Raw genomic sequence first — 25,357 nt, 5'->3', positions numbered from 1 at the left:
TGGCGGGCGCAGGACCGGGCGCTGCTGGACGTGGCCGCCCGGACGATCGGGCACGCCCTGCGGCGGCAGGCGGCATGAGCGACCACCGCCCAGCGCCGGGGGCGCGGCGTCTGCCGGGACCGTCCCGCGGCTGAGGCGAGACGGGGGAACTCGGTTGCCGACCCTCTCCTGATCCACAGATGCCGTCCAGAGGACCGGATCTGGACGGGGGCACCCCCGGTGGCCAGGAGTCGGGAGGCAAGCAGTGAACAGTGCGCGCGGCTCACTCCGGGTACTCTGGACCTCACTCCCTCGAAACGAAACTCGCCGTCCAGTCGTCTTCTCAATTTGCATCTGTGCCCCAGGAGCCTGCCCGCATGCCTGAACATCACGCGAAAATGTTCGACGTCGTCTTCCAGCACGCCCGGCAGGGCATGGCCCTTGTCGGACTGGACGGCCGATTCGTCACCGTCAACGAGGCCCTGGCAGGCATGCTGGGTGTTCCCGCCCAGGACCTCCCGGGGCAGAGTTTTCAGCAGTTCACGCACCCGGACGACGTCTCTGCCGACCAGGTGGCGCTGACCGATCTCAGAGAAGGCGTCCGGCATGACTACGCGGTCGTCAAGCGGTACCTGCCCCGCACGGGCGGCGTGATCTGGGTGGACGTGTACGTCGCGGCGGTGACGGACGCCGAAGGCCGCCCGGCCTTCTTCGTGACCCAGGCGCGGGATGTCACGCAGGAGCGCGCCCAGACGGAGCAGGTCCGGACACTGAGTGAGCAGCTCAACGTGGCCGTCCAGGCGACCGAGGACGGCGTGTGGAACTGGCGCGTCGGGGAGCCTGCCGTCCAGGTGACCGACCGCTGGACGGCCCTGATGGCGCATGACCCCACGGCGCGGACCGTGACGCTGCGCTGGTGGTGGCGGCACCTGCATCCGGATGACCGGCCGGCCGTGCGGGCGCAGGTGCGCGAACACCTGACCGGCACGCGCCCGAAACTGGACGCCGTGCACCGCGTGCTGCGGCCTGATGGGCACTGGGCGTGGCGGGCCCTGCGGGGCCGCGTCGTGAGCCGGGACGCGGCCGGGCGGCCCGCACGGCTGGCCGGGACGCTGTCGGACATGGAGGAGCGGATGCAGACCCAGCAGGACCTGCAGGTGCTGCTCGATCACCTGCCGGGCGTGGTGGGGTACTGGGACGCGAACCTGCACAACCGGTTCGGGAATCAGCGGTACTTCGACTGGTACGGCAAGCGGCCGGACGTCCTGCGGGGACGGCACATCAGCGAAGTGATCGGCGAGGATACCTATCAGCGCAACCGGCCGTTCATCGAACGGGTCCTGCGCGGCGAACCGCAGTCGTTCGAGCGGCGGCACACCACCGCGGACGGCCGGGTGATGGACACGCACGTGCAGTACATCCCCGACACGCGCGGGCGGACCGTGCGCGGATTCTACGTTCTGGGCACGGACATCACCACCTTCCGCCGCACGCAGCAGGACCTGGAGGAGCAGCGGGAACTGGCGCGCATCACGTTGGATTCCATCGGGGACGGCGTGATTACCACCAACCCGGATGGACGGGTGACGTTCATGAACCCGGTCGCTCAGCGCCTGACGGGCTGGCGCATCGAGGAGGCGCTGGGCCGCACGGTGGAGACGGTGCTGCCCCTCGTGGATCCGCGTCAGAACCGCGCGGTCCTCAATCCACTGCGGGTGGCGCTGCGGGACCGCACGGTGGTGGGCCTGTCCTCGGAGGCGACGGTGCGCAGTCGCCTGGGCGCGGTCTCGCACATCGAGGATTCTGCCGCGCCGATCTTCGGACCGAGCGGAGATCTGCTCGGGGGCGTGATCGTCTTTCATGACGTGACGGAAAAGCAGCAGCTGGCGCGGCGGATGAGTCACCTCGCGCGTCACGATCACCTGACGGGACTGCCGAACCGGACGACGCTCCTCGAGCACCTGTCCGGCGCGGTCGCGCAGGCCGCCCGGACGGAACAGTCGTTCGCGGTGATGTTCGTGGACCTGGACGAGTTCAAGCAGGTGAACGACACGCTCGGGCACGCGCTGGGCGACGAGCTGCTGCGGCAGGTGGCCGCCCGGCTGCAGCAGGAGGTGCGCGGGTCGGACGTGATCGCCCGGCAGGGCGGGGACGAATTCCTGATCCTGCTGCCCGAGCCGCTCACCGCGCCCGAGGTGCAGGCCGTGGGAGAGCGCCTGCTGCGCACACTGACGCGGCCGTTTCAGCTGGACGATCACTCGGTCACCATCACGAGCAGTGTGGGCGTGGCCATCTACCCGCAGGACGGCGGTGACGCCGAAGAGCTGATCCGGCACGCGGACGCGGCCATGTACCGGGCGAAAGCGGACGGCCGCAATTGCCTGCGGTTTTTCGACGCGCCGCTCAACGAGCAGCTCCGGGATCAGCAGTCCCTGACGGCCGCGCTGAAACTCGCCGTGCAGGGCGAGCAGCTGCACCTGGCGTACCAGCCTCAGGTGAACGCCCGCACGGGTGGCCTCGTGGGCGTCGAGGCGCTGCTGCGCTGGACGATGCCGGACGGCCGGGTGGTGTCCCCGGGGGTCTTCGTTCCGCTGGCAGAGCGCTCCGGCGTGATGATGCCCCTGGGCACCTGGGTCCTGCGGGAGGCCGTCCGGCAGGCCCGGCAGTGGGAACAGGCCGGGCAGCCGGTGCGGGTGGCGGTGAACGTGTCCGCGGTGCAGTTCGCCGCGCCGGGATTCGCGAGAACGGTCCGGGACGTGCTGGCGGCCAGCGGGCTCGCCCCGCACCTGCTGGAACTGGAGGTCACGGAGAGCCTGCTGCTGCATGACGTGTCGCGCGTGGGACAGATGCTGGCGGACCTCAAGGGGCTGGGTGTGCACCTGTCCCTGGATGATTTCGGGACGGGGTACTCCAGCCTGAGTTACCTGCAGGCGTTCCCGATCGACACGTTGAAAATCGACCGGTCCTTCATGCCGACGCCGGAAAAGCCCGTGCACACGGTTCTGAGTGCCGTGATCGGGTTGGGGCAGGCGCTGGGCCTGCACGTGATCGCGGAGGGCGTGGAGACGCAGGAGCAGCAGGACCTGCTGCTGGACCTGGGCTGCGAGCGGGCGCAGGGGTACCTCCACGCGCGGCCGATGAGTGCCCAGCAGGTGGACGCGTGGCGCCGCGACCGTCCGGTGCGGCACTGACCGGGGCGACCCGGCCGCCCAGACCGGCCGGGCGGCCGGTGTCCAGGGGGGCTGGGGTCCGCCCCGCCTGACCAGCCCCTCTCGTGCGTTCACAGCGGTGTTCAGTTCCACCCTGGGGCCAACAGCACGCCCTTCCATTCCACTTCCGACCGCTGGTGTGGTCAGGTGCTCGCTCCGCTTGATTCAGAGGGATCGAGGGCTACCCTCAAGACCTCTGAACTCTGCTGGCAGAGGGTGACCAGTCCCCCGGCGATCTCGACGAGGCGCTCCACTGCGGTGCGGTCCACGGGGAGCGGGCGGTCCACCCCCATGCCGGGTATCGACGTGACCACCGGGCGCGGCAGCAGGACCTCACCGCTGCGGTGGGCTTCCCGCACGATCCAGTGCGCGGCCGCAGTTCAGGCCCCTACTGGACAGTGCCCTGCGCCCCCTCGTCAGGTCGACTGGAGCGGCGGTCGGGACCTGCGCCCGGTGCAGGTCCCGACCGTGACCGGCAGAGGCGTCGCGCCCGGCACCGAGTCGGCTCCCTTCGCGGCGCTCTGGTCGAGGTCCGGGTGATGCGGGCCGCCTGCTCCCGCAGGGTCAGGTGCGGTCCCGTCGGCACGCCGAGGTGACAGGTGTCACGCCGCACCTGACACCGCACACTGGTGCACGTTCCCCGGTGAGCGGCACACTCGACCTCGCCGCGCTGGTCTTCACCGGCCGCGTCGGCGTTCGGAGGTCCCTCTATGATGTTCCATCCCTCTCCCGCTGAACTTCGTGACGTCATTCGTGAACCTGATCGGTTCCGCCCGGCCGAAGTGCACGCCGCGTCCATTGGCGCGGGCATCCCACTCCGGGTCTGGCACTGGCCGGCCAGCCCTCACGCCCGGGTCAGCGTGGCCCGACTGGAGAGCACCGACGGCTGGTCACTGATGCTGAACGCCGGGGCCTACGCCTGGCAGGAGCTGGCTCCCGCGGCGCGTCTGCTGTTCATGTCGGCCCCTCCGGGCTCGTCGGTGCGCGCTTCTCAGATTCTCCAGGGTCCGTTCCAGGGGCACACGCTGATCGAACGGACCGGTCTGAACGGCGGCGTGGAAGTGCGCAGCGCCGGGTACACGCAGGCAATCTTGCGGGCGGAGCGGCAGAGTGGCGTGCGCTGGGACCCGCTGGCCGCGTACGTGCTGCGCCGCGCGTCGTTCTGCGCCCGGAAACACGTCTGGTGCGCGTCGTGAGGCGTTCCGCACTGGCCTGCCTGGCGCTCCTGATCGGCGCACAGGCCGGCGCCACGCGGGTGGCCGTCGCGGGGAGCGTCCTGCAGGGAGCCGGCGTGGTGCTGGAGGTGCCGGTCGGGGCGCGCGGCGCCTCGCAGTTTGGCCTGAGTCTGCGCAGCGACCTCTGGAGTGTCTCGGCCGGCAGCCGCTGGTTCCTGTCCCCGGGCCGGGCCGGGCTGTACGTCTCCTCCACCGGGTACGCTGGCTGGCATGAGAGCGCCACAGAGTACGGGGGAGCCGTGACGCTCGGGTACCGCTGGCCGCTGGCACGCGGAGCGGACCTGTCCGTGGAGGCGGGTGGGTACGGCGCGGCGCGGCGACGAGCCGGCCTGACCACGGGACGGGCCGGTCTGACGGCCACGGTGGAGATCGGGTACCGCTTCTGAAACGCGACCGGCCACTGGTGAAGCGGATCACCCGGGTGTCGCCGTGGCCGGTCGTCTCTGTGCTGTGCCTCGCGTTTCTGGCCATGCCGCTTCTGGAGTTCTGGACGCGGCCTCACGGCCTGGCGGACCAGACGCGCCTCCTGGGTGGACTGACGGTGTTTGCCGGGGCGTACCTGATCACGTTCGCCCGGGAACGGGACGCCGACGCGGCGGAGCGGCAGGCGCTCGTCGCGTGGATCGTGACGCTGGCGGTCTACCTGCTGACCCTGGACCTTATTCCGAACGGTAGTGCCGTGCTGCTGATCTTCAGTGGCTGCCTGATCGGGTTTCAGCCGCGCCGCTCCCTGCTGGGCCTGAACGTCCTGGCGACCGGGGCGCTGTTTCATCCGGTGATCACCGGGCAGTTCACGCCCGTGGCCCTGCAGTGGCTGATTCCGCTGGGCTTGTGGCTCGGCCTCAGCAGCGTGCTGTGCCACCTCGGGTACCGGCACCGTCAGGCGCAGCGCACTCAGGCGGCGCAGGACGCGGCGCGGGGCGCGGAGGCGGAGCGGCAGCGGATCGCGCGGGACCTGCACGACCTGCTGGGGCATCAGCTCAGTGTCCTGCGGATCAAGGTGGAGGTCATCGACGCGCTGCTGGCCACACCGGACCTCCGGGTGCGGCAGGAACTGCGGGACCTGGACCAGGTGGCGCGGGACGCCCTGAGTGAACTGCGGGCCCTGGTGCAGGGGTACCAGGGCGGCAACGTGCAGGTGGAACTGACCCGGGCCCGCTGGGCGCTGGGCGCGGCGGGCGTGGACTTCGAGGTGGACGCTCCGGCACTCCCCCTGGACGCGCCCACCGAGCACGCCCTGGCGCTGCTGATCCGGGAAGCCGCGACGAACGTCGTGCGTCACGCGCGGGCGTCACGGATGCACCTGCACCTCCAGCAGGAGGGCGACACGCTCGTGTGCCGCATCCACGACGACGGGCTGGGGGGCGACCTGACGCCCGGGCAGGGCCTGCGGGGCATGCAGGAGCGGGCGCAGCTGCTGGGCGGCACGGTGACGGTCACTGGCGAGGGCGGGACGCACATCACCGTGACGCTCCCCACCCGGCCGGCTACACTGCCGCTGTGATTCGCCTGGTCCTGGCTGATAACCAGCGGCTCTTCCGGGAGGCGCTGACGACCCTGCTGAACCTCCAGCCGGACCTGAGCGTGATCCGGGAGGTCGCGTGCGGCGCTGACGCCCTCGCGGCCGTTCATGACGTGCGCCCGGACATCCTGCTGGCCGATATCGAGATGCCGGGCCTCAGTGGCCTGGACGTCGCCGAACAGCTGCAGCGGACGGCCCCGGCGACCCGCGTGGTGCTCCTGACGACCTTCGGTCACGTCACGTACCGCGAGAGGGCCCTGCAGGCGCAGGTCAGCGGATACCTGCTCAAGGACACGCCGGCCCGTGAGCTGGCGACGGCCCTGCGGCAGGTGCACGCCGGCCTGATCGTGATGACCGCACCGCCGCACGGGTCGGGCCAGCCCTGCCCGCTCACGCCGCGTGAACGGGACGTCCTGCGCCTCGCCGAGACCGGCACGGCGACGCAGGACATTGCGGCGGCGACCGGCCTGCGGGCCGGAACAGTCCGGAACCACCTGTCGGAGATCATCGGCAAGCTGGGCGTCAGGAACAGGGTGGAAGCGGCGCGCAGAGCCAGGATGGAGGGCTGGTTGTGACAGAAGTGGTCCAGTGCGGTGAGGGGTTCCCTTCCCACACCGGACACCCACGCTGAGGACAGAGACCGGTGGCTCCCCCCAGGTCACCGGAGCTCACGGACAGCGCGGGGGCTCGGGCCCACCGGCGCCAGGGCAGCGCCGCGACCAGCGGCCAGGCTGACCGGCACACCGAGTTGGTCCACGGCCAACCCGACGAGCACGAGTCTGTCTGGCGGAAGCAGGGGTCGCACGCGGCATCGGCGTGCTGCTGGCTCCAGGGTGGAGGCGAACGCCGCTGTCAGGCGGCCTGACCGGAGCCGCCGCAGGATCGCTCGGTCCCCGACCCGGCCTGGTTGTGACGGCCGGATATGCCGCCTGCTCGGCGCAGCGTGGGGCTGCCGGCGCCAGTCCGGAAGGTGAGGACTGCGCGCGCCGGCCATGGGGACGCCCACGTCGCCCTGCACGGCTTTTCCGGTTGCCATGGACGCCGCCTGTCGGCTGTTCTTTGATGAAAGAACAGCGTCACGCCACCCTGGCGACGCGGGCCGCCGCCGCTCCGGACCAGCCGGTGAGGTCTTCAGACCTGCACAGGTGCGGCGCCGCTCCTGAGCCGGCGTGCACAAGCCGGAAGCCGTCAACACCAGCGGTGTTCCGTTCCACCCTGAAACCAACAGCACGAGCCAGGGCTCCACGTCCAGTCGCTGCCCTTCACGGGTGCGCGCTCCTCTCGATTCAGCGGTCTGGAGGTATCTGCCAGACGTGGTGAAGTCCGCGCCGAATGACGGTCAGCGGCGGTTCTGCCGGCGGCGCTTCATGTCGTACATGCGGGTGTCTGCGAGGTGGAGCAGCGTGTCGGGCGCGCCACTTTCCGCCCAGCTGGCCACGCCGACACTGGCCCCCACGGGGGACAGGACCACCTGCTTGGCCGCGCCGGCCGCGAGATCGACCCATTCCAGCACCGTATCCACGTGCTCTTCACTGACGACGGCAAACTCGTCGCCACCCAGGCGGTACACCTGACCGTGGGCGGCCACTTCGGCCCGCAGGGCCTGCGCGAACACCTGCAGCAGTTTGTCGCCCTGCGCGTGTCCCTCCTGATCGTTCACGCTCTTGAGACCGTCGAGGTCGATGACGGCCAGCAGCGTGGCGGGCGGCAGCGTGGTCCCCAGGTCCTCGTCGAAGGCCCGGCGGTTGAACAGGCCGGTCAGGGCGTCCTGCCGGGCCTGGGACTGGGCCTGGTCCAGGGTCGCCTGGCGCCGCAGGGCGTGCCCGACGGTGCGGGCGGTGACTTCCAGCAGCGCCCGGTCCGGAACGCGCCATCCCTGCACCGCGTTCTGCCCCAGTCGCGCGGCGAGCAGCAGCGGCCGGGTCTCTCCGGCGCCCAGCGGCAGGTACGCCACCGAGGACACGCCCGCTGCTGCCAGGGCAGGCAGGGCGCCCGGGTGCCGGGCGTAGTCGTCGATGTACTGGGGGCTGGTCAGGTGACCCAGCGCGCCCAGCACGCCCTGATTCCCGCCCCGCAGGGCCTCGGCGGCGGCGTGCACCTCGGGTGTGAGGGCCTGACCGGTGCGGGGCACCTTCACCGAGTACTCGCTGCCGGTCCACTCGAGCACGGCCGTGAAGTCCGCGCCGACTGCCTCGCTGACCAGCGCGGCGGCGGTCTCCAGGGCGTCCCCGAACGGCAGGTCGAGGTCCATCAGGCTGCTGATGCCGTCCACCACCCGCGCGTGCGCCAGCGTGCGGCGCAGCTCCTCGGCCTGCAGGCGCTGCGCGTCGGCGGCGCGGGCCGCGTCGAGCCGGCCGCGGCGCAGTTCCAGTTCCTGCATGGCCAGCGCCGCGAGGTCCTGCAGGGCCGCCAGATCGTCGGCTGACATCGGGTGGTGGCAGGTGTCCGTGACGCACAGCGTGCCGATGCGGTGCCCGGCGTTCGTGACCAGGGGGGCGCCGGCGTACATGTGGATGCGCGGGTCGCCGGTCACCATCGGGTTGTCATGGAACCGGGGGTCGGCGTGGGCGTTTTCCACCACGAACGGTTCGTCACTGCCGATCGCCCAGGCGCAGAAGGAATGCTCACGGCGGGCCTCGGTGTCCTCGACGCCTACCATGGCCTTGCCCCACTGGCGGTACTGGTCGACGAAGTTGATGATGGCGACGGGCGTGCGCAGCAGGCGCGCGGCGAGGCGGGTGATCCGCTCGAACGGTTCCTCACGCTCGGTGTCGAGCACGTGGTACCGGGCGAGGTCGAGCAGTCGAGCGGCCTCGTCAGCGGGCAGGGGCGCACCTTTCATCCTGGCAGGATACCGGGGTGGGCGCCGCGGCAGGTTAGGGGCAGGGGGACACCAGGGGCGCGGCCTGCGGCGCTGACGTGAGGCGGGTCAGCGCCGGTCAGCGCGGCGGGGGGCGTGACCCGGCCCGCCGGTCGACGCTCCCGTCTCTGTGGGCTGCGCGGTGGTCCCCTCGGCCAGCAGGTCCAGGAACACGGGCAGCAGGTCCGGGTCGAAGTGCCGGCCGGCCTGCGCCTGCAGTTCCGCGACCGCCTCCTGGGCGCTCCAGGCGGCCTTGTAGGGCCGCGTGCTGGTCAGGGCGTCGTACACGTCGCACAGGGCGAAGATGCGGCCCGCCTCGCTGATGTCGGTGCCGCGCCGGCCGTGCGGGTAGCCGCGGCCGCTCCACTGCTCGTGGTGATCCTGAATCACGTGCAGGGCCACGGGGGGCAGAAACCCGAGCGCCTGAGCGAACCGCAGGCCTTCCGGTACGTGTCGCTGCATGGCCTGCCGCTCGCTCAGCGTCAGTGAGCCGCGCTTGAGCAGGATGCGGTCCGGAATGGCGATCTTGCCGACGTCGTGCAGGTACGCGCCCCAGCGCAGCGCCTGCAGGTGCTCGCCGGTCCAGCCGAGGCGTTCAGCGAGGCGGACGGTCAGGGCCGTGACGCGGTCGGTGTGGCCCTGCGTTTCCTGGTCGCGCGCCTCGAGGGCCAGGCCGAGCGCCCGCAGGGCCGCCTCGCGCGCCGTGTGGGCCTGCCGCTCGGCGGTCAGGCGACCGCCGAGGGTGGCGAGGGTCGCGCCGATGCTGCGGAAGAGGCGCCGTTCGTCCGGGTGCCACTCGTGCGGCACGAACGTGTGCATCAGGAACGCGCCGAGCAGTTCGCCGCTGGCGGCGCGGACCGGCGCGGCGGCGAGACTGGCGACACCGAGTTCAGGAAAACCGGCTGAGACCGGCGACGCGCCGGTGTCCTCGAAGTAGAGCGGCACCGGACTGTCCCGCAGCGCCTGAAGGAGCGGCAGGCCGGCGGGGAGGCCGTGGGTGACGATGGCCTGCATGGCGGGGCCGTCGGGCAGGGCGCCGGCGGCGGCGCGCACGCGGAAGGTCAGGTCCTGCGCTTCCAGGTGAAAGTACGCGCTGCCGACGGCGGCGGTGTCCTGGATCAGCACGTCGAGGGTCGGTTCGATGCCGCTGGGCAGGTCGGGCGCGCACAGGGCCACCTGGGTGAGGTGCACGATGCGGTCGGCGAGGCCCTCGGCGGCCATCGGTGTGCGGCGGGCCGTCCCGGAGTGCGTCATGACCGGGATGCTCGGCCTGAACTTGTCACAAGATCGCTACAACCGGGCCGGGCCGGGCGGTGCGGCGCCGCGCGGTCACAGGTCGACTCCCGCTGCTCCTGCTGGCGCCGGGCGACATGTTTCGCCTTATCAGACGCCGGTTCTGGGCTCGTGGCCATGACCGGAGCTGGCGGCCCAGGGTCCACACGTTGCCTAGACATCTCCAGGGCTCCCGCCCCCCACTGCGCCGGCCGGTCTTCTGAACATGCCCATCCGCCCCTCCCGCCCGGCACTGCCCCCGCAACACACCAGCCCCGCGCCAGGAGCGGCAAAACCCTCAACCGGCCTGCCCCAGTCGGCCCGCACTGACCGCGCCCACCCCCGGGTGCGCGGCCCCGCCATGTAAGAGGTGTGGAAGGTCGAAAAAACCACACTCTGCGGCGTAAGTCACTGAGCCCCAGACCGTCTGGGACAGCCTGCTTCCCCGCCCGACCTTCGCCCACCCCGCCAAGGAGCCTTTCTGATGTTGAAATCCGTCCTGCTGGCCGCCGCCCTCCTCGGCACCACCGCCCTCGCGGCCTTCACCCCCCCGGTCCAGACCATCCAGCGCGTCACGGTCAGCACCGTCGGCGGCAAGAGCGTCGAGACCCTCACCGACACCGCGACCGCCAACCCCGGCGCGGTCCTCCAGGGCACGCACGTCGTGACCCTCCCCACCCGTAAGGCCGGTGCCCCCGGCCCGCGCTACACCGTCGGCATCCCCGTGCAGGGCACCTACCTGCCCGGCAGTGCCAGCGCCGACAACAAAGCCGTCACCATCTCCTTCGCCCTGACCAAAGACGGCCCCTACGCGGCCAGGCCCACCAAGACCGTCACCGTGACCGAGAACGGCAAATCGGTCGCCAAGACCGTCACCGCCGACCCGGCCGAGTACCGCTTCGTGCGCTACGAATTCGGTGAGCTGCAGGGCAAGGTCACCGTCAAGCTGCGCTACCGCGTCAACTGAGCCCCCCTCCCCCAACCCCCCAGGTGCCCCATGCGTAAAACCCTCCTGACCCTCCTGCTCCTCACGGCCGGCGCGGCCGGCGCGGCCGGCACCCCCGCCGGCACGACCATCAGCAACGTCGCCCTGCTGGATCTGAACGACGGCACCACTTCCGTTACCGGCATCACCTCGAACACCGTGAACATCAACGTGCAGCAGGTGTACAGCCTCAGCATCACGCCAGACGGCACCACCGACGCGCCCGGCCAGACCACCACCGCGCTGCCCGGCCAGACCGCCACCCTCACCTACACCGTCACCAACACCGGCAACGGCACGGACAGCATCAACCTCGCCGCCCTGGCCGCCAACGCCACCGCGCAGGGCAGCAACATCGTCGGCATCTACCTCGACTCGACCACCGGCACCGTCGGCAGCTACGACGCGGGCGACACCCTCGTCACCAGCCTGGCGAACGTGCCCGCCGACGGCTCCCGCACCGTCTTCGTACGCTACACCGTGCCCACGGGCACCACCGGGGGCGCTGCCGCCGCCGCCGCGCACCAGCTCAACCTCAGCGGAACCAGCGTGGGCGACACCACCAAGACCGACACCAACAACGTCGGGCAGATCACGGTGGGCCGCGTGGTGGACCTGAGCCTGACCAGCACCCAGACCAAAGCCGTCGCGGCCGGCGCGTCCGTCACGTTCACCGACCGCCTGACCAACACCGGCAACACGCCCCTGACCGCCGCTGAGATCACCGCGACCGTGACCCCCACCACCACCAACGGCGCGGCCATCCCGAACACGTTCGGCGTGACCTACACCGTGGTCGGACCCAAGGGCAGCGTCACGAACACCGACCTCGAAACGGCCATCAACGCCGCCATCGGCACCGCCGCCACGGACACGCTCGCCGCCGGCGCCAACCTCGACATCACGGTCACCGTCACGCCCGACGCGACCGCCGGCCTGAACAGCGGCGCCAAGGACGGCGACACGCTCGCCCTGCGGCTCGAAGCGTACGCTCCACTCGTCAGCAGCGGCGCGACCATCCTCAACAACGCCGCGCAGGGCGACCCGCAGGGCATCATCACGAACACCACCACCGTGCAGCGCGGCGTGGGCAGCGCCAGCAAGAAAGTCGCCCTGTGCACCACCTCCACGACCTGCCCCGCGATCGGCGCGGCCGGCACCGCCGCCATCAGCGCCAAACCCGGCGACTACGTCGTGTACTACCTGACCGCCAGCAACACCGGCACCGGCAAGCTGTACAACATCCGGCTCAAGGACGCCCTGCCGAGCAACTTCGTCCCCACCACCCTCGGCGCGGCCACCTCCATGACCGGCGGAACGATCAAGTACAGCGTCAACGGCACGACCTGGACGTCGGACGTCACCACGCTCGGCACCATCACCGGCGGCAGCAGCACCGTCTACGTCGCCTACGAGAACGGCGGCAGCGCCACGGTGATCGACCAGAACGACACCTTCGACGGCGGCAAGACCCTGCAGGTCAAGATCGTCGGCTACCTGCGCAACACCGGCAGCAGCGCCAGTGGCGCCGTCGGCAACACGGTCACGTTCGACTCGGCCGGCCTGAACCCCTGATCCCCCCCGCCGGACGGACGACCTCAGTGACAAGCCTGTGACGTCCGGCGCCCAAAACCCCTCCACGGCCCCTCCACCCCCCCCAGAACGGGCTTTTTTCCGAGAGAAACACGAGAGACCCCCTCTGATTTCATAGGTCCAGCGCCACCACTCACCGCCCCTTCATCCGTTTCAGGAGTCCACCATGAAGAAGAACCTGCTGATCACCGCCCTGCTCGCCCTCGCCACCAGCGCCGCCGCCGTCGGCACCGCCGCCGGACAGACCATCCAGAACATCGGTCAGTTCGAATACACCGACTTCGACAACACCAGCAAGACCATCGACACCACCCCCGTCAACATCACCGTCGCCTCGGTCTACAACGCCAACGTCGGCCCCAACGGCACCACCACCGCGCCCGGCCAGACGGTCCCCGCCGCCCCCGGTCAGACCGCCGTGCTCACCTACACCCTGACCAACGACGGCAACGCCACCGACAGCTTCAACCTCACCGTCCTGGACGGCAACGGCAACCCCATCCCCGGCACCACCATCTACCTGGACAACGGCGACGGCGTCTACGGCCCTGGCGACACGGTCGTCACCAGCGTCGCCAACCTGCCCGCCGACCAGCAGGTGAAGCTGTTCGTCACGTACACCGTGCCCGCCAACACCCCCGGCTCCCAGAGCACCTACGTCAACCTGGTCGCCACCAGCGTCGCCAACGGCACCGTGATCGACAACAACAACGTCGCCGAGATCAGCGCGATCAACGTCGTCCGCTTCACCCTCGACGGCGACAACAGCGTCAACGTGCAGCCCAACGTGGCCACGCAGATCACCCACACCCTGACCAACACCGGCAACACCCCGGTCACCGCCGCCGACCTGCGCGCCACCAGCACCATCGGCGGCACCGCCGCCGCCAGCGGCACGATCACCTACACCGTCACGAACAGCGGCACCGGCACCAGCGTCAGCAACGCCAGCCTGCAGGCCGCGCTGCAGGCCGCCGGGAACCTCGCCGCCGGCCAGACCTACACCATCCTCGTGACCTACACCCCCGCCGCGGGCGCCGCCGACGGCCAGAGCTTCACCAACACCATCAGCGTGTACTCCGCCACCGCCGCCAGCACCACCGTACGCAACGACGTGACCAGCGCGGCGCCGGTCAGCGACACCGACACCCTGACCGTGCAGCGCGGCACGGCCGCCGTCACCAAGATGGTCGACAACTGCGGCACCAGCGCCACGTGCACCAGCACCATCGTCACCAACAGCACCAGCGCCAAACCCGGCGACTACCTGCGCTACACCGTGCGCGTCACGAACAACGGCTCGGGCATCCTGAAGTTCCCCACCCTGCGCGACTACGTGCCCACCAACACCGAGTTCTACAGCGTGACCGGCAGCACCACCCAGACCGGCGCCAGCATCCTGTTCAGCGCCGACCGCGCCACGTGGAACACCGCCGCGCCCACCACCCTCGCCAGCAGCACCTCCACCACCAGCGGACCATTCGTGTACGTCGGCCTGAACAGCAACAGCGACGCCACCGTCAACACGAGTGACAGCCTGTCCGCCGGCCAGAACCTCACCCTGGTGATCATTGTCAAGGTGAAGTAAGACTGAGTGACGGATCCGTCAGAATCCGGCCCCTGAACTGGTGGAAGCGACCCCGCTTCCACCAGTTCACGTACCGGCCCGCGCCGCCCGGACGTCTGCCCCGGCCCACACACCCGGAGATCACGCCCCCACTCTTCACGCGAGAATGCCTTCCCACACGTCATTTTCCCGGACGCGCCCCCACGCGGCCACCCCCGCAGCCGCACGGATCGCCCCGCCCGCCCACGTCGGCCCAGACGGCCCGCAGACGTGACGTTTCCGAGATCACCCGTTTGCTCTACTGCACGTATCACCGACCCCGCCCCGACCTCCTCATCCCTCTGGAGACCCGCCCGCATGAAGCGACTGCTGCCCCTGACCGCCCTGAGCACCCTGCTGATCGCCGCAGGGACCCCCGCCGGGCAAGTCATTGAAAACACCGCCACGTACGAGGACGCCGACGGCCGGCTGGACAGCAACACCGTTCGCGTGACCGTCCAGCCAGTCTGCGCCGCCGAACTCACGCCCGACCGCGCCTCCCGCGCCGTCCGGCCCGGCGACACCACCACCGTGCCGTACACCCTGCGCAACACCGGCAACGCCACCCGCGCCTTCCCCCTGCAGGCGCAGGTCAGCGGCGCCGGCGTTCAGGTCACCGTCACGCCCGACCTCAACGGCAACGGCCAGCCCGACGACGCGCCCGCCAGCACCGTCACGCTCGAGCCGGACCAGGCGGTCACGGTCCTCGTGACGAGTGCGGTCGCCACCTCCGGCACGCACACCGTCACGCTGATCAGCGGCTGCGACAGCGACCTGCGGGCCACCCTGACCCTCGGCGCGCAGCACCAGCCCCCCCTGATCACCAAGACCGTCGTCGGCGCCGCCACCATCGAGGAAGGCCAGCCGGTCACGTACACCATCCGCGTGACCAACCCCGAAAACGTGACCATGCCCGACGTCACGGTGGAAGACGTGCTCAGCAGCGCCCTGACCTTCACCAGCGTCAGCCCCGACGAGGGCGTCACCACCACCCCCACCGGCGACGGCCGCACCCGCGTGGCCTGGCGCACCGACCTCGCCCCGCGCGAAACCCGCACGTACACCCTCACCGCCCGCGTCAAGAGCGGCACCGACGACGACACCGAGGTCAGCAACACCGCCAGCGCCACCAACGAGGGCGGCACCGCCACCAGCACCCCACCCGCCGTGATTCGCGTGTTCACCTCCCGCATCGTCATCCAGAAGACCGTCTCGCCCCTCGTGGTCGACCCCGGCGGGCGCATCAGCTACGCGCTGGTCGTCACCAACCCCTCGACCACCGCCATCACCAGCACGGTCGTCACCGACACCCCCGACCCGCAACTGACCGTGTACCCCGACACCGTGAACGTGAACGGCAAGGCCATTCCCGCCACGCTGGACGGCGGGCAGCTGCGCATTCCGGTGGGTACCATGCGCAGCGGCGAGAGCGTGACCATCACGTACGACGCGCGCGTCCCGGTCGAACCGATCGACCAGCCCATCCGCAACCGCGCCCTGGCCAGCGCCCTCGGCCGGCAGGGGACCGTCGTCGCGAACATCACCAGCAACCTCGTCGCCGCGAGCGTCACCGTGCGGCGCAAACTCGGCTTCAGCGGCCAGGACCTGATCGGCCGGGTGTACGTCGACCGCAACGGCAACGGCCGCTTCGACGCGCCCGACCAGCCCGTCCCCGGCGCCCGCATCCTGATGGCCGGCGGCCGCGAAGCGCTGACCGACAGCAACGGCCTGTACGCCTTCGCCAACGTCACCCCCGGCCTGCAGGCCCTGCGACTCGATCCGCGCAGCGTGCCGTTCACCCCGGCCGACCAGCGCGCCCTGAACCGCCTGTGGAACGCCGGCACGGCCGTCACCGACGTCGTCGCCCTGACCAGCCAGGACTTCCCGCTGCGCCCCAACCAGCTGGCCGTACAGGGCGCCGACACCTGGACCGGCGGGCACGCCACCGTCACCTTCACCGCGACCGGCTACGCCGCCCGCGCCCTGCACGACCCCACCTGCATCCGCCTGGGCGACCAGGTGCTCCGCCTGACACGCGACGCCCGCACCGGACCCCTCCCGGCCGGCCCACGCCCCACCCCTGAGGAGGTGACCTGCCCATGAAACCCGGCACGCTGCTGCTCACCAGCCTGCTGCTCAGCGGCCTCGCCGCAGCACAGACCACCACCGACGCGCCCGAACCCCGCCCCGGCGACCACCAGGCCAGCGGCGACCAGCGCCTGACCGTCACCCTGCCCGGCCGCGTGCAGCAGGCGCAATTCACCGTTCCGGCCAGCACGGGCGTGACCGCCGTGCAGATCGGCGCGGCCACCTACACGCCCGCCGCCGACGGCGACCTGCTCCGCTGGACCGTGCCCAACCCCGGCACCACCCTGACCCTGACCTTCAACGCCCCCGTACCGGCCGACCAGCTCGGCGTGGCCGTGCAGTACGACACCGGCCTGACCGACACCCTGGCCGGCACCAGTGCGTTCCAGACGCCCGCGGCCGCCGCGACCGAAGCCGACGTGGCCCCCCGCGACGGGATCATCCAGTTCCCCTCCACCGGACCGGCCCCGCTCGGCCGCTCCAGCACGAACGTCACCACCGTCAGCGAGCTGAACGGCCCGTTCACCCTGCTCGTCAACGGTCAGGCCGTCCCCGACACCCAGATCGGCCGGCGGGTGGACAACAGCGGCACCGGCCTGACCACCCGCGAGTACATCGCCCTGCCCCTCCAGCCGGGCGAGAACACCATCACCGCCGTCACCCCGGCCGGGCAGGACAGCGTCACCGTCACCGTCGCCGGCGTGGCCGCCAGCGCCCGCCTGCTCCGCTCGGCGCTGCTCGCCGACGGCTTCACGCCCCTGACCGTCACGCTCGACGTGACCGACGCCCAGGGCCGACCCACCGTCGTGCCGACCCTGACCGTCACCGACACCGGACCGCTCACGCTGATCACGCCGGACGGCGACCCCGCCCAGGCCGGGCATCAGCTGCGGCTCGACGGTGGCCGCGCCACGCTGACCTTCGCGCCCACCAGCACCCCCGGCCCCGCCCGCCTGACCCTCGACGTGAACAACCACCCCGTCACGCTGGACCTCACCGTGACCGCCCGCGAGCGGCGCACGGTCGTCGCGCTCGTCAGCGGCACGATCAGCGGCCTGGGCCAGACGAACGACGCCAACGGCGAAGGCCGCGCCACCATCGAAGCGCCCATCCTGGGCGGGCAGCTCACCGCCGTCGTGGACTCCAGCGGCGCGCACACCGACACGCCCGCCGAGGTGCGCTTCCCCAGCCTGGGCGACGCCAGCCGGAACACCCGTCCACTGCAGGCCGACGGCCCCGTCGCGGCCCGCTTCGACCATCCGGACGTGACCGCCGTGTATGCCCGCAACGCCGCCACCGACCCGGTCTTCGGCGCGCCCGTGCTCGGCGACGCCCTGAACGTCGTCACCAAGGGCGCGACGCAGGTGCACCTGACCGCCGCGCCCTACGCGGGCTCCATCCTCGACGTGACCGTCCCGATCAACGGCACCCGACTGGCGCAGCTGCCCGCCGAACTCGACCCGGCCCGCGCGCAACTCACGCTGCGCGTCACCCGCGGCGGCGTGCCCCGCGACACGCGCCTCGTCTCCGGGCGGGATTACGTGATCGACGCCGAGGGCCTCATCACCTTCACCCGCCCGCTGTTCCCCGCGCCCGACACGGACACCACCCAGCAGCTCATCGCACGCGGCCCCACCGCCGCGCGGCAGGTCACCCCGCACGCGCAGCTGGCCGTGACCCACACCACCACCCGCGGAGAGCTGACCACCACCAGCGCCGCCGGTGTCCACCTGAACGCCACCGCCAGCGGCGCCGAGCGCCTCACGTACGGCGTGCACTACGTGGCCACCGACAGCCAGGGCCCCCGCACGCTGCACGTGGACGCCCGCGCCGCGTTCAACACCAGCGGCACACGCGCCGAAGTGACCGCCGACGCCGCCAGCCCCCGCGGCAGCGTGAGCGTCGCCGCCACGCACGAAACGCCCGGCTTCACCGGCTACACCGCCACCGGCACGCCCGGCTCCACCGTGAACGTCACCGCCCGCGCACCCCTGAGCGACACGTTCAGCGTCCAGGCCGGCCTCCGCGCGCAGACCAGCGACGCCAGCTTCGGCGTGCGCGGCAGCGTCGGCGCCGTGTACACCCCCACCCGCACCAGCGAATACACCGCCGGGCTGTTCACCGGCACCGGCGACCTGAGCGGCACCGGCGTCACCGCCGGAGCCCGCTGGACCGCCGGACCCTGGACGACCACCCTGAGCGCCCAGCAACAACTCACCTCCGCCAACGGCCAGTACAGCGCGCAGGTCACCCGCAAGGTCCCACTCCCTGAACGCATGCCCCCCGGCACGGAACTCGCCGTGGGCACCAAGGTGTCGGGCACGCTGACCGGCGGCACGTTCACCGTCCGCGCCCGCGCCGTCCTGGAAGGCCGCGCCGGACCGTACACCGCCGCCCTCGAGTACGGCCTGCCCACCGTCAACGACCGGGACGGCGAGGTGCGCGGCAGCGTCTCGGCCACCTTCCCCGTCACCCCCCGCCTGAACGTCGGCGGCACCCTGACGGTCGTGCCCGGCACGCAGACCCTGACCGGCGACCTGCGCTACACCGACCCGAACACCGTCGCCACCGCCGGCGTGGACCTCAGCCGCGACGACCGCAGCGGTCCCAGCACCTCCGTACGCTTCTCCGTCTCCCGCGCCGGCGAGCGCCTGCGGACCCCCTGGGGCGTCACCGCCGACGGCCTCAGCACCTTCACCACCACCGGCGCCGGGCACCGCTACGCCCTCGGCGCCACGTACCGCGGAGAGCAGTGGAACGCCGCCGCCTACCTGCGCGTCCGCGCCGGCCAGTACGCCCAGGACAAACGCGGCAGCGACGTGACCGCCGAAGCGAACGTCACCGTCAACCCCGGCCGGGGCGACGTCCGCCTGGGCCTCGCCGCGCTCATCAAGAGCACCGACCCCGGCAACGCGACCGCCCAGGGCGTCCTCGCCGGACGGTACTGGTTCACGCAGGACCTCGCGCTGGGCGCCGCGTACCGCGGGCTGTACACCCAGAGTGGCCTGAGCGCCCACGCCTACGCCCTGGAAGGCTCCTGGCGTTTCGCCACGCCCGCCATGCTCACCCTCGGCTACAACGTGGGCGGCTTCACCCCCATCACGGCCGAACCCACCCGGCCCGGCGCGTACCTGCGCCTGGACTTCCTGCTCGACGACACCGATCACACGGAAGGGAAATAAATGATGCGAAGCAAAGAAGGTCGCAAGGCTGTGACGCTCCTGCGCACGGTGTTGTGTGCGGTCGCCTCACTGTCACTCTCGGAAGCTTATGCAGCGTCGGGTTGTACTGCTCTGTACGGCATTGATGCCGCTGCGACCCCGAACATCGGATGGGTCAACACGGATACTGGTGTCTTCAATAGCATCAGTGCACTCAATGGCCTGACGACAGCCAACGCCCTTGCTCTCAGTCCTTCCGATGGCACCCTCTATTACATCGACCGGACCACCAACAATCTGGTGCAATTTGACACGGTCAATCGTACATCCACGGTCGTGATCAATAGCCTATACACCGCATCGGCAGTGGGGGCGACTTTTGACAACACGCAAAGCAAACCGCGCCTCTTCATCATGTACAACGACTACACCATCAAAGAGGTCGATACGGTTTCAAAATCAATTGTTTCAAATATATCCATCAACATTACAGGTCGCGATTCGGCTGGAGCATCAATCAGCAAAACAGATGCAACCAATGCCGGCACAACCACAACCTCTGGTGATATTATTGCGTTCGCCGGGAAAATGTATCTTGCCATTGATGCAGATCGGGGTGTTGCCAGCAGTGGTCAAGCCTATTACATGGATTTCGGCACCATCCCCGCTGTCGGCGCCACATCGATAACAAACGTGGATGGTACAGCCGTTCGTCTGTCTCTGAGCGGCGCTGCCATGGCAGTCAAATCTGTCAACGGCATCAGCATCAGCCCACTCAACAACGCGGTCTACCTGAGTTACACGAAAACTGGCGGAGGTGGGTTCGGTCAATTGAACACAGCAAATGGACAGATCACCGACCTCGGAACGAACAGCAACGGGTTTACTGATTTGTCTGACTGCGCCGTCCTCCCTGATGTTCCAATCGTGAGCAAGGCGTTCTCGACCACACCCAACTCATCACCCACCACCATTCGGACCGGCCAGAACGCTACCCTGACCCTGACGCTCTCCAGCGGCAACCCCAGTCCGTCCTACCTGCTAGCCGACCTGACCGATTCGCTTCCCTCTGGCGTGACGGTGGCCAGCACGCCAAATGTCAGCACCACCTGCGTCAGCAGCAGCGGCGGCACACCCATCATCACAGCCGCCGCGAACTCCGGCAGCGTCACGATTCCGACTGGCACCCGCGTGCCCCAGAGTGGCAGTAGTTGCACGGTCACCCTGACCGTCACGGGCACCACCCGAGGACAGAAGACGAACATCATTCCGGGTGGAAGCCTGCGAACGACCGCAGGAACGTACGGCTCGAACGCGACTGCTGCGCTGCTCGTGAACGATCCGATCTCGGGCACCAACGTCAAACGCCAGCGGCTGTACCCGAACGGGACGCTCGGCACCGCGACCGTCAATGCCAAACCCAAGGATCTGATCGAGTACTGCATCACGGCGACGCATCCCGGCGTCGGGTACGCACCGGCGACGGCCGCCACCATCACCGACACGCTGGAAGCTCCCCTGAGTTTCGTCACGGGTAGCGCCACGCAGGGGTACGGCGCAGGCCAGGACCTGAAGATCACCCGCAACGGGGGCACGCCCAGTTACCAGGCGTTCGGCACGGCGGTTCAGGGCCAGAAACTGACCGTCAGCATCCTGCCGTTCAACAGCGCGAACACCACCGTGGAGGTGTGTTTCATCGCGCAGGTGAAGTGATCCGCCCGCGGCGACCCGCCGCGCTGTTCTCCCAACTCCTCCCGAACCGGGGAGGAGTTGCTTCATGCGGTTGGACGTGGAGTGCAAGGGTGTGGCGTTGGCCCTTCGACGGAACTGACAACCGCTGGAGAGGTTCACTCTGCCGCGCTGCAGCCCAGAGCACAGGCCTGAGCTCTCGATGCAACTCGGGGGCGGTCCGGTCCTTCGGCGGTTGACAGCGGTGAGGGTCGGCGCCAGGGCCGGGGCGACTCATGATGGGACAGCGGAGCTCGTCAGGGCCGATCTGAGCGATGAGCTGCTTCTTTACGCTTTCTTTACGCCTGGCTTGTCAGACTGCGGCCAACCTTCAGCAGTTGACCCAGCGCACTCTCAATTGCGGGGCGCACGGTCCTGGCCAGGACGTCCGACTGGAGGCCTGCCAAAGGACGGACAAGTTGAACTCATCTTCCACTGCGCCCACGTGGTTTTCACGGTCGCCCCACCTGCCCTTCCCGGTGCCCACTGCCTCAGTCGGCGCCGCCGCTCGCCTGGCGCTGTGCGGCGTGTTCGCGCTCGCCGGTCACGCCGGCGCCAGCGGTGAGTTTCACGTCAGGTTCTACAGTGTCCAGGCGCCCCAGACGTTCCTGGACGCGGTCAACGTGCAGTTCAGGATTCAGTCGTCGGGTGGTGGGACCGCCCAGTACGGCGCGGACCTGCTCGCCGACACGCGGCAGCAGAGCGTCACGGCCCGGTACTCGTCCGGTCGGAACGCCGTGCAGGTCCAGGCGCGACGTCAGGTGGACCGCGCCCGCGACACCACGGCGCTGTCCGGCACGGTCAGTTACAGCTACTCACCCACCGTGGCGCCGAGCGGCGTGGCGATCTCGTCGGTGTCGACGTACTACGCGTACAGCGGCAGCGAATCCCCCGCGCAGTCCACGCAGGTGCACACCGGGGGGGCCACCATGGGCGTGCGGTTCACCGATACGCTGACGGGCTCCGTGACCGGATCGGCCACGCAGGTGGGCGTCCGGGCCGGTACGTTCAGCAGCGATCAGCGGAGCGCCAGCCTGTCGGGCGCCCTGAACTACCGCCGCAAGTCCCTGTCGGTGTCCGCCAGTCCGAGCGTCTCGGTGGCGGACGGCAAGACCCGCTGGAGCGTCGGCGCGTCGGCCCAGGCGGCGCTGCGGGACGACCTGACCCTGTCCGGGACGGCCACCGTCACGTCCACCTCTCCCGCCACCGCCAGTGCGGACCTGCAGTACGACGCCAGTGCCCTGCTGGGCAGCGGCACGCCCAGAGGCAAACTGAGCGTCGGTGCGGGCGTGAGCGTCACCCCGCCCGGATACACCGTGAGTGGCCGGGTGCGGACCACGGTGAGCCCCAACCTGAGCCTGGGCGGCAGCGCCTCGGTCACCCCCGCCACGCGGGACGTGACGTACGCGGCCGACGCCTCCGGGAAACTCGGTTCGGTGTACATCACTGCGAACACGTCACTCACCACCCGCCCGAACGCCGATCCGGCCCTCAGTGTCGGCGCGTCCGTGAGCAGTCAGGCGGCGCCCATGTTCGGCTCGCTGTCCGCAGGGTACCGGCGGCAGGGCCTGAACCAGAGCGCCTACGCCTCGGGCACCTTCGGGTACCGGGGTGGGAACCTCGACCTGACCACCACCCTCGCCCTGAACGCCACGCAGCATGCCGGTCCCGCCAGTGGCGGGCTGCCCGCCGCGCCCGGCCCATGGCAGCTCAGCGGCTCCGCCGACCTGACGGCCGCGTACGCCGTCCAGAAGAACTTCGACGTGTCGGCCAGCGTCCGGTACGAGCCCGGGTCCAGCGCCACCACACCCACTCGACTGCGCTACGGCGCGGGACTCCGGTACCGCTTCTGATGGCGGACCGGTGGAGGACACCCATGAATCAACACTGGCGGCCAGGGGAACGACTGGCCCACAATTGGCTGACAGGACTCCGGCTTGTTCTCGTGGCCCTGTTCCTGACAGGAGGCCTGGCGAGTGCGCAGCGCTTCTCGCTGTTGCCGGATGGTGAATCGGCGCCCATGGGTCAGGACGTTGCCCGGATTCGCGGAGAAGCCCAGGAAGTGTACGGCGTGCTGGATACCTCAGGATGCACGTCGAAGCGATTTAACGTAGCCTTCGCGCAGTACACCAATCCGATTACGTACCGGTATTACACCGTCGACACCCCACCTGGTGACCTGGGCTACGTCAACCTCGGCGTGTTGAAGGCGGACGTCTACTGGTCCGTCCAGATTCAGGGAACCTGCACTCCGTACGTGTACACCGACAGCATTCAGAACTTCAGCCCGCCTTCCAAACTGACAGCGGACGCGACGAATCCGGCGTATGTCTACAAGGGCGCGCCGGCCACGTACAGCTTCTACAACAGTGCGCCCACCGTCAACTACCGGCTGGACTGGGGAGACGGCGGGAGTGAATCGTGGAGAGGTGTCAGCGGCCAGCCGACCCGGACGTTCAACCACACGTACAACCAGGCAGGCACCTATACCATCGGGACAGTGGCGACCGGCACGTCCTACACGGCCCCCACGCGCACGTCAACCGTGACGATCCTGGACCCCACCATCAGGGTGCCTCAGGGCTACCAGACGGAGTCGCTGTCGGTCACGCCCGTCGTGGTCAAGGATCTGATGCCGGGCAGCACCCACACCGTGGCGTGGGGCGACGGCTCCTCGGAGAGCTTCACAGTCCCCGGCGGCGCACCTCAGGAATTTCTCCTGAGGCACACCTACGTCAAGGATGGAACGTACACCGTCAGTGTCACCACCGCGCCAACGGTCAGTCCCATCCAGGTGACGCTCAAGACTCCGCCGCCTCAGCTCTCGGTCACCGGCACGGCCCTGCAGGCAGACCTGTCCCTGCGGCTCCTTCAGGGCGACACGGACTACACCATCGACTGGGGCGACAGCCAGACCACTGCGCTGCCCCGGACCGTCTCCGGGGTCTGCTGCGCTCCGATCGTGCAGAGCCACGCCTACTCGGCACCCGGCACCTACACGATCAACGTGTACGGCCCGACCTCACCCACGACCACCGGCATCCTGAGCACGATTGCCTATACCGCCACGCTGGGAGCCGTCACCCTGAGCGCCAGTCCCCAGCAGCCTCTGGCCGGTCAGCAGGTCGTCCTGACCCTGTCCGGGCTGGAACCGGGGGCCACCTATGACGTGAACTGGGGAGACGGCACCGTCGAGACCGGGATCACCGGCCAGACGAGCACCACCCGCTCGCACGCCTACGCGGCGGCCCAGGACTACACCATCACCGTGACCAACGGTGGGCAGACCCTGGGCACCACCACCGTGGCCGTCCAGGTGCCTGCCCCTGTTCTGAGCCATACCCAACAGGGCCTGACGGTTACCCTTCAGGTGCAGAATCTCGTGACGGGCGCGGCCTACACCGTCAACTGGGGTGAGGGAACCCCCGAGCCACTGACCGCCACGGGCCCGGCCACGACCCTCACGCACGCCTACGCCAGACCCGGCGCGTACACGGTGACGGTGACGCCCACCCGTGGCGCCGCCGCCAGCGAAGCCGTGTCTGTGACCGCCTCGCCACCCAGACTGACCATCACGCCGCCGGTCGTGGACACCGATCAGGCGGTCACGGCCGCTATGGCGGACCTGATCGCCACCCTGCAGTACACCCTGGACTGGAAGGACGGTACCGCGCCCGTGACCTTTACCGCCACGGGCACGCAGGCCACCCAGACCCACACGTTCGCGGCGCCCGGGACCTACCAGGTGGAACTGACGACCCCGGGTGTGAACCCCACCACGGCCCCGGCGACCGTCAGACCCGGCGCGCCCATCCTGGCCCTGACCGCCGACACCCTGACGGCCACGTTGAATGCCAGTCGCCTGCTCACGGGCGTGTCCTACACCATCGACTGGGGCGCCGGGGTTACCGAGCGGTTGACGGCCACCGGCCCCGCCATGACTTTCACGCATACCTACAGTGCCCCCGGGACGCAGACGGTGACGGTCACGCCAGACGGCGGGACCGCCGCCACAGCCACCGTGACGCTGAGCGTCCCCACCCCCACCCTGAATGTCACGCCCGCCCAGGGCCTGACGGACACGGCCTTCACCGCCACCCTCGGGAACCTCGTTCCCAC

The 25,357-nt window shown here is 69.9% G+C and carries 15 protein-coding genes; 13 read left to right on the top strand and 2 right to left on the bottom strand.

Annotated elements, in window-relative coordinates:
• Nucleotides 1–356 precede the first annotated feature (356 nt).
• The 5 genes from IEY69_RS20340 to IEY69_RS20320 all read left to right on the top strand — a co-directional run bounded on the left by IEY69_RS20340 (nucleotide 357) and on the right by IEY69_RS20320 (nucleotide 6,520).
• Entirely contained in the window at nucleotides 357–3,170 is a 2,814-nt protein-coding gene (locus tag IEY69_RS20340; protein WP_189074914.1) for a sensor domain-containing protein, read from the top strand.
• A gap of 878 nt (nucleotides 3,171–4,048) precedes the next feature.
• Nucleotides 4,049–4,384, top strand: coding sequence for a hypothetical protein (locus IEY69_RS20335; protein ID WP_189074913.1), 336 nt, complete (start codon nucleotides 4,049–4,051; stop codon nucleotides 4,382–4,384).
• On the top strand, nucleotides 4,381–4,809 hold the full coding sequence (locus tag IEY69_RS20330; protein WP_189074912.1) for a hypothetical protein: 429 nt from the start codon (nucleotides 4,381–4,383) through the stop codon (nucleotides 4,807–4,809). The genes IEY69_RS20335 and IEY69_RS20330 overlap by 4 nt, the downstream gene beginning before the upstream one ends.
• A gap of 17 nt (nucleotides 4,810–4,826) precedes the next feature.
• The gene (locus tag IEY69_RS20325) at nucleotides 4,827–5,927 is read left to right on the top strand and encodes a sensor histidine kinase (protein WP_189074911.1); all 1,101 of its coding nucleotides are present in this window, start codon (nucleotides 4,827–4,829) and stop codon (nucleotides 5,925–5,927) included.
• Nucleotides 5,924–6,520, top strand: coding sequence for a response regulator transcription factor (locus tag IEY69_RS20320; RefSeq protein WP_189074910.1), 597 nt, complete (start codon nucleotides 5,924–5,926; stop codon nucleotides 6,518–6,520). The genes IEY69_RS20325 and IEY69_RS20320 overlap by 4 nt, the downstream gene beginning before the upstream one ends.
• Nucleotides 6,521–7,284: 764 nt before the next feature.
• Here IEY69_RS20320 and IEY69_RS20315 read toward each other — a convergent pair.
• Both IEY69_RS20315 and IEY69_RS20310 read right to left on the bottom strand, forming a co-directional pair.
• Nucleotides 7,285–8,787, bottom strand: coding sequence for a sensor domain-containing diguanylate cyclase (locus IEY69_RS20315; protein ID WP_189074909.1), 1,503 nt, complete (start codon nucleotides 8,785–8,787; stop codon nucleotides 7,285–7,287).
• Between the two features lie 87 nt (nucleotides 8,788–8,874).
• Complete coding sequence (locus IEY69_RS20310; protein ID WP_229784157.1) at nucleotides 8,875–10,059, bottom strand: HD domain-containing phosphohydrolase; 1,185 nt, start codon at nucleotides 10,057–10,059, stop codon at nucleotides 8,875–8,877.
• A gap of 502 nt (nucleotides 10,060–10,561) precedes the next feature.
• On the opposite strand from IEY69_RS20310, the gene IEY69_RS20305 reads away from it, so the two are divergent.
• From IEY69_RS20305 to IEY69_RS20270, 8 genes are all read left to right on the top strand, one after another.
• On the top strand, nucleotides 10,562–11,044 hold the full coding sequence (locus tag IEY69_RS20305) for a hypothetical protein (protein WP_189074908.1): 483 nt from the start codon (nucleotides 10,562–10,564) through the stop codon (nucleotides 11,042–11,044).
• A 30-nt stretch (nucleotides 11,045–11,074) separates the two neighbouring features.
• Entirely contained in the window at nucleotides 11,075–12,637 is a 1,563-nt protein-coding gene (locus IEY69_RS20300) for a DUF11 domain-containing protein (protein WP_189074907.1), read from the top strand.
• 184 nt (nucleotides 12,638–12,821) lie between these two features.
• A complete protein-coding gene (locus IEY69_RS22055) occupies nucleotides 12,822–14,243 on the top strand; it encodes a hypothetical protein (protein WP_189074906.1) in 1,422 nt (473 codons plus the stop codon).
• Nucleotides 14,244–14,579: 336 nt separating this feature from the next.
• Entirely contained in the window at nucleotides 14,580–16,364 is a 1,785-nt protein-coding gene (locus IEY69_RS20290; protein WP_189074905.1) for an isopeptide-forming domain-containing fimbrial protein, read from the top strand.
• Nucleotides 16,361–19,531 (top strand): hypothetical protein, encoded by a 3,171-nt coding sequence (locus tag IEY69_RS20285; protein WP_189074904.1) that lies wholly within the window; start codon nucleotides 16,361–16,363, stop codon nucleotides 19,529–19,531. The genes IEY69_RS20290 and IEY69_RS20285 overlap by 4 nt, the downstream gene beginning before the upstream one ends.
• A 30-nt stretch (nucleotides 19,532–19,561) precedes the next feature.
• Nucleotides 19,562–21,223, top strand: coding sequence for a DUF7933 domain-containing protein (locus tag IEY69_RS20280; protein WP_189074903.1), 1,662 nt, complete (start codon nucleotides 19,562–19,564; stop codon nucleotides 21,221–21,223).
• A gap of 494 nt (nucleotides 21,224–21,717) precedes the next feature.
• Nucleotides 21,718–23,091, top strand: a complete 1,374-nt coding sequence (locus IEY69_RS20275; protein ID WP_189074902.1) for a hypothetical protein — start codon at nucleotides 21,718–21,720, stop codon at nucleotides 23,089–23,091.
• Nucleotides 23,092–23,258: 167 nt separating this feature from the next.
• On the top strand, nucleotides 23,259–25,357 hold a 2,099-nt coding region (locus IEY69_RS20270; RefSeq protein WP_229784156.1), incomplete at its 3' end, for a PKD domain-containing protein.

Source organism: Deinococcus sedimenti, from assembly GCF_014648135.1.
In the GTDB taxonomy this organism is placed as follows: Bacteria; Deinococcota; Deinococci; order Deinococcales; family Deinococcaceae; genus Deinococcus; species Deinococcus sedimenti.
Note: the sequence above shows the minus strand (reverse complement) of the source record. Positions and strands in the feature narration are given on the sequence as shown.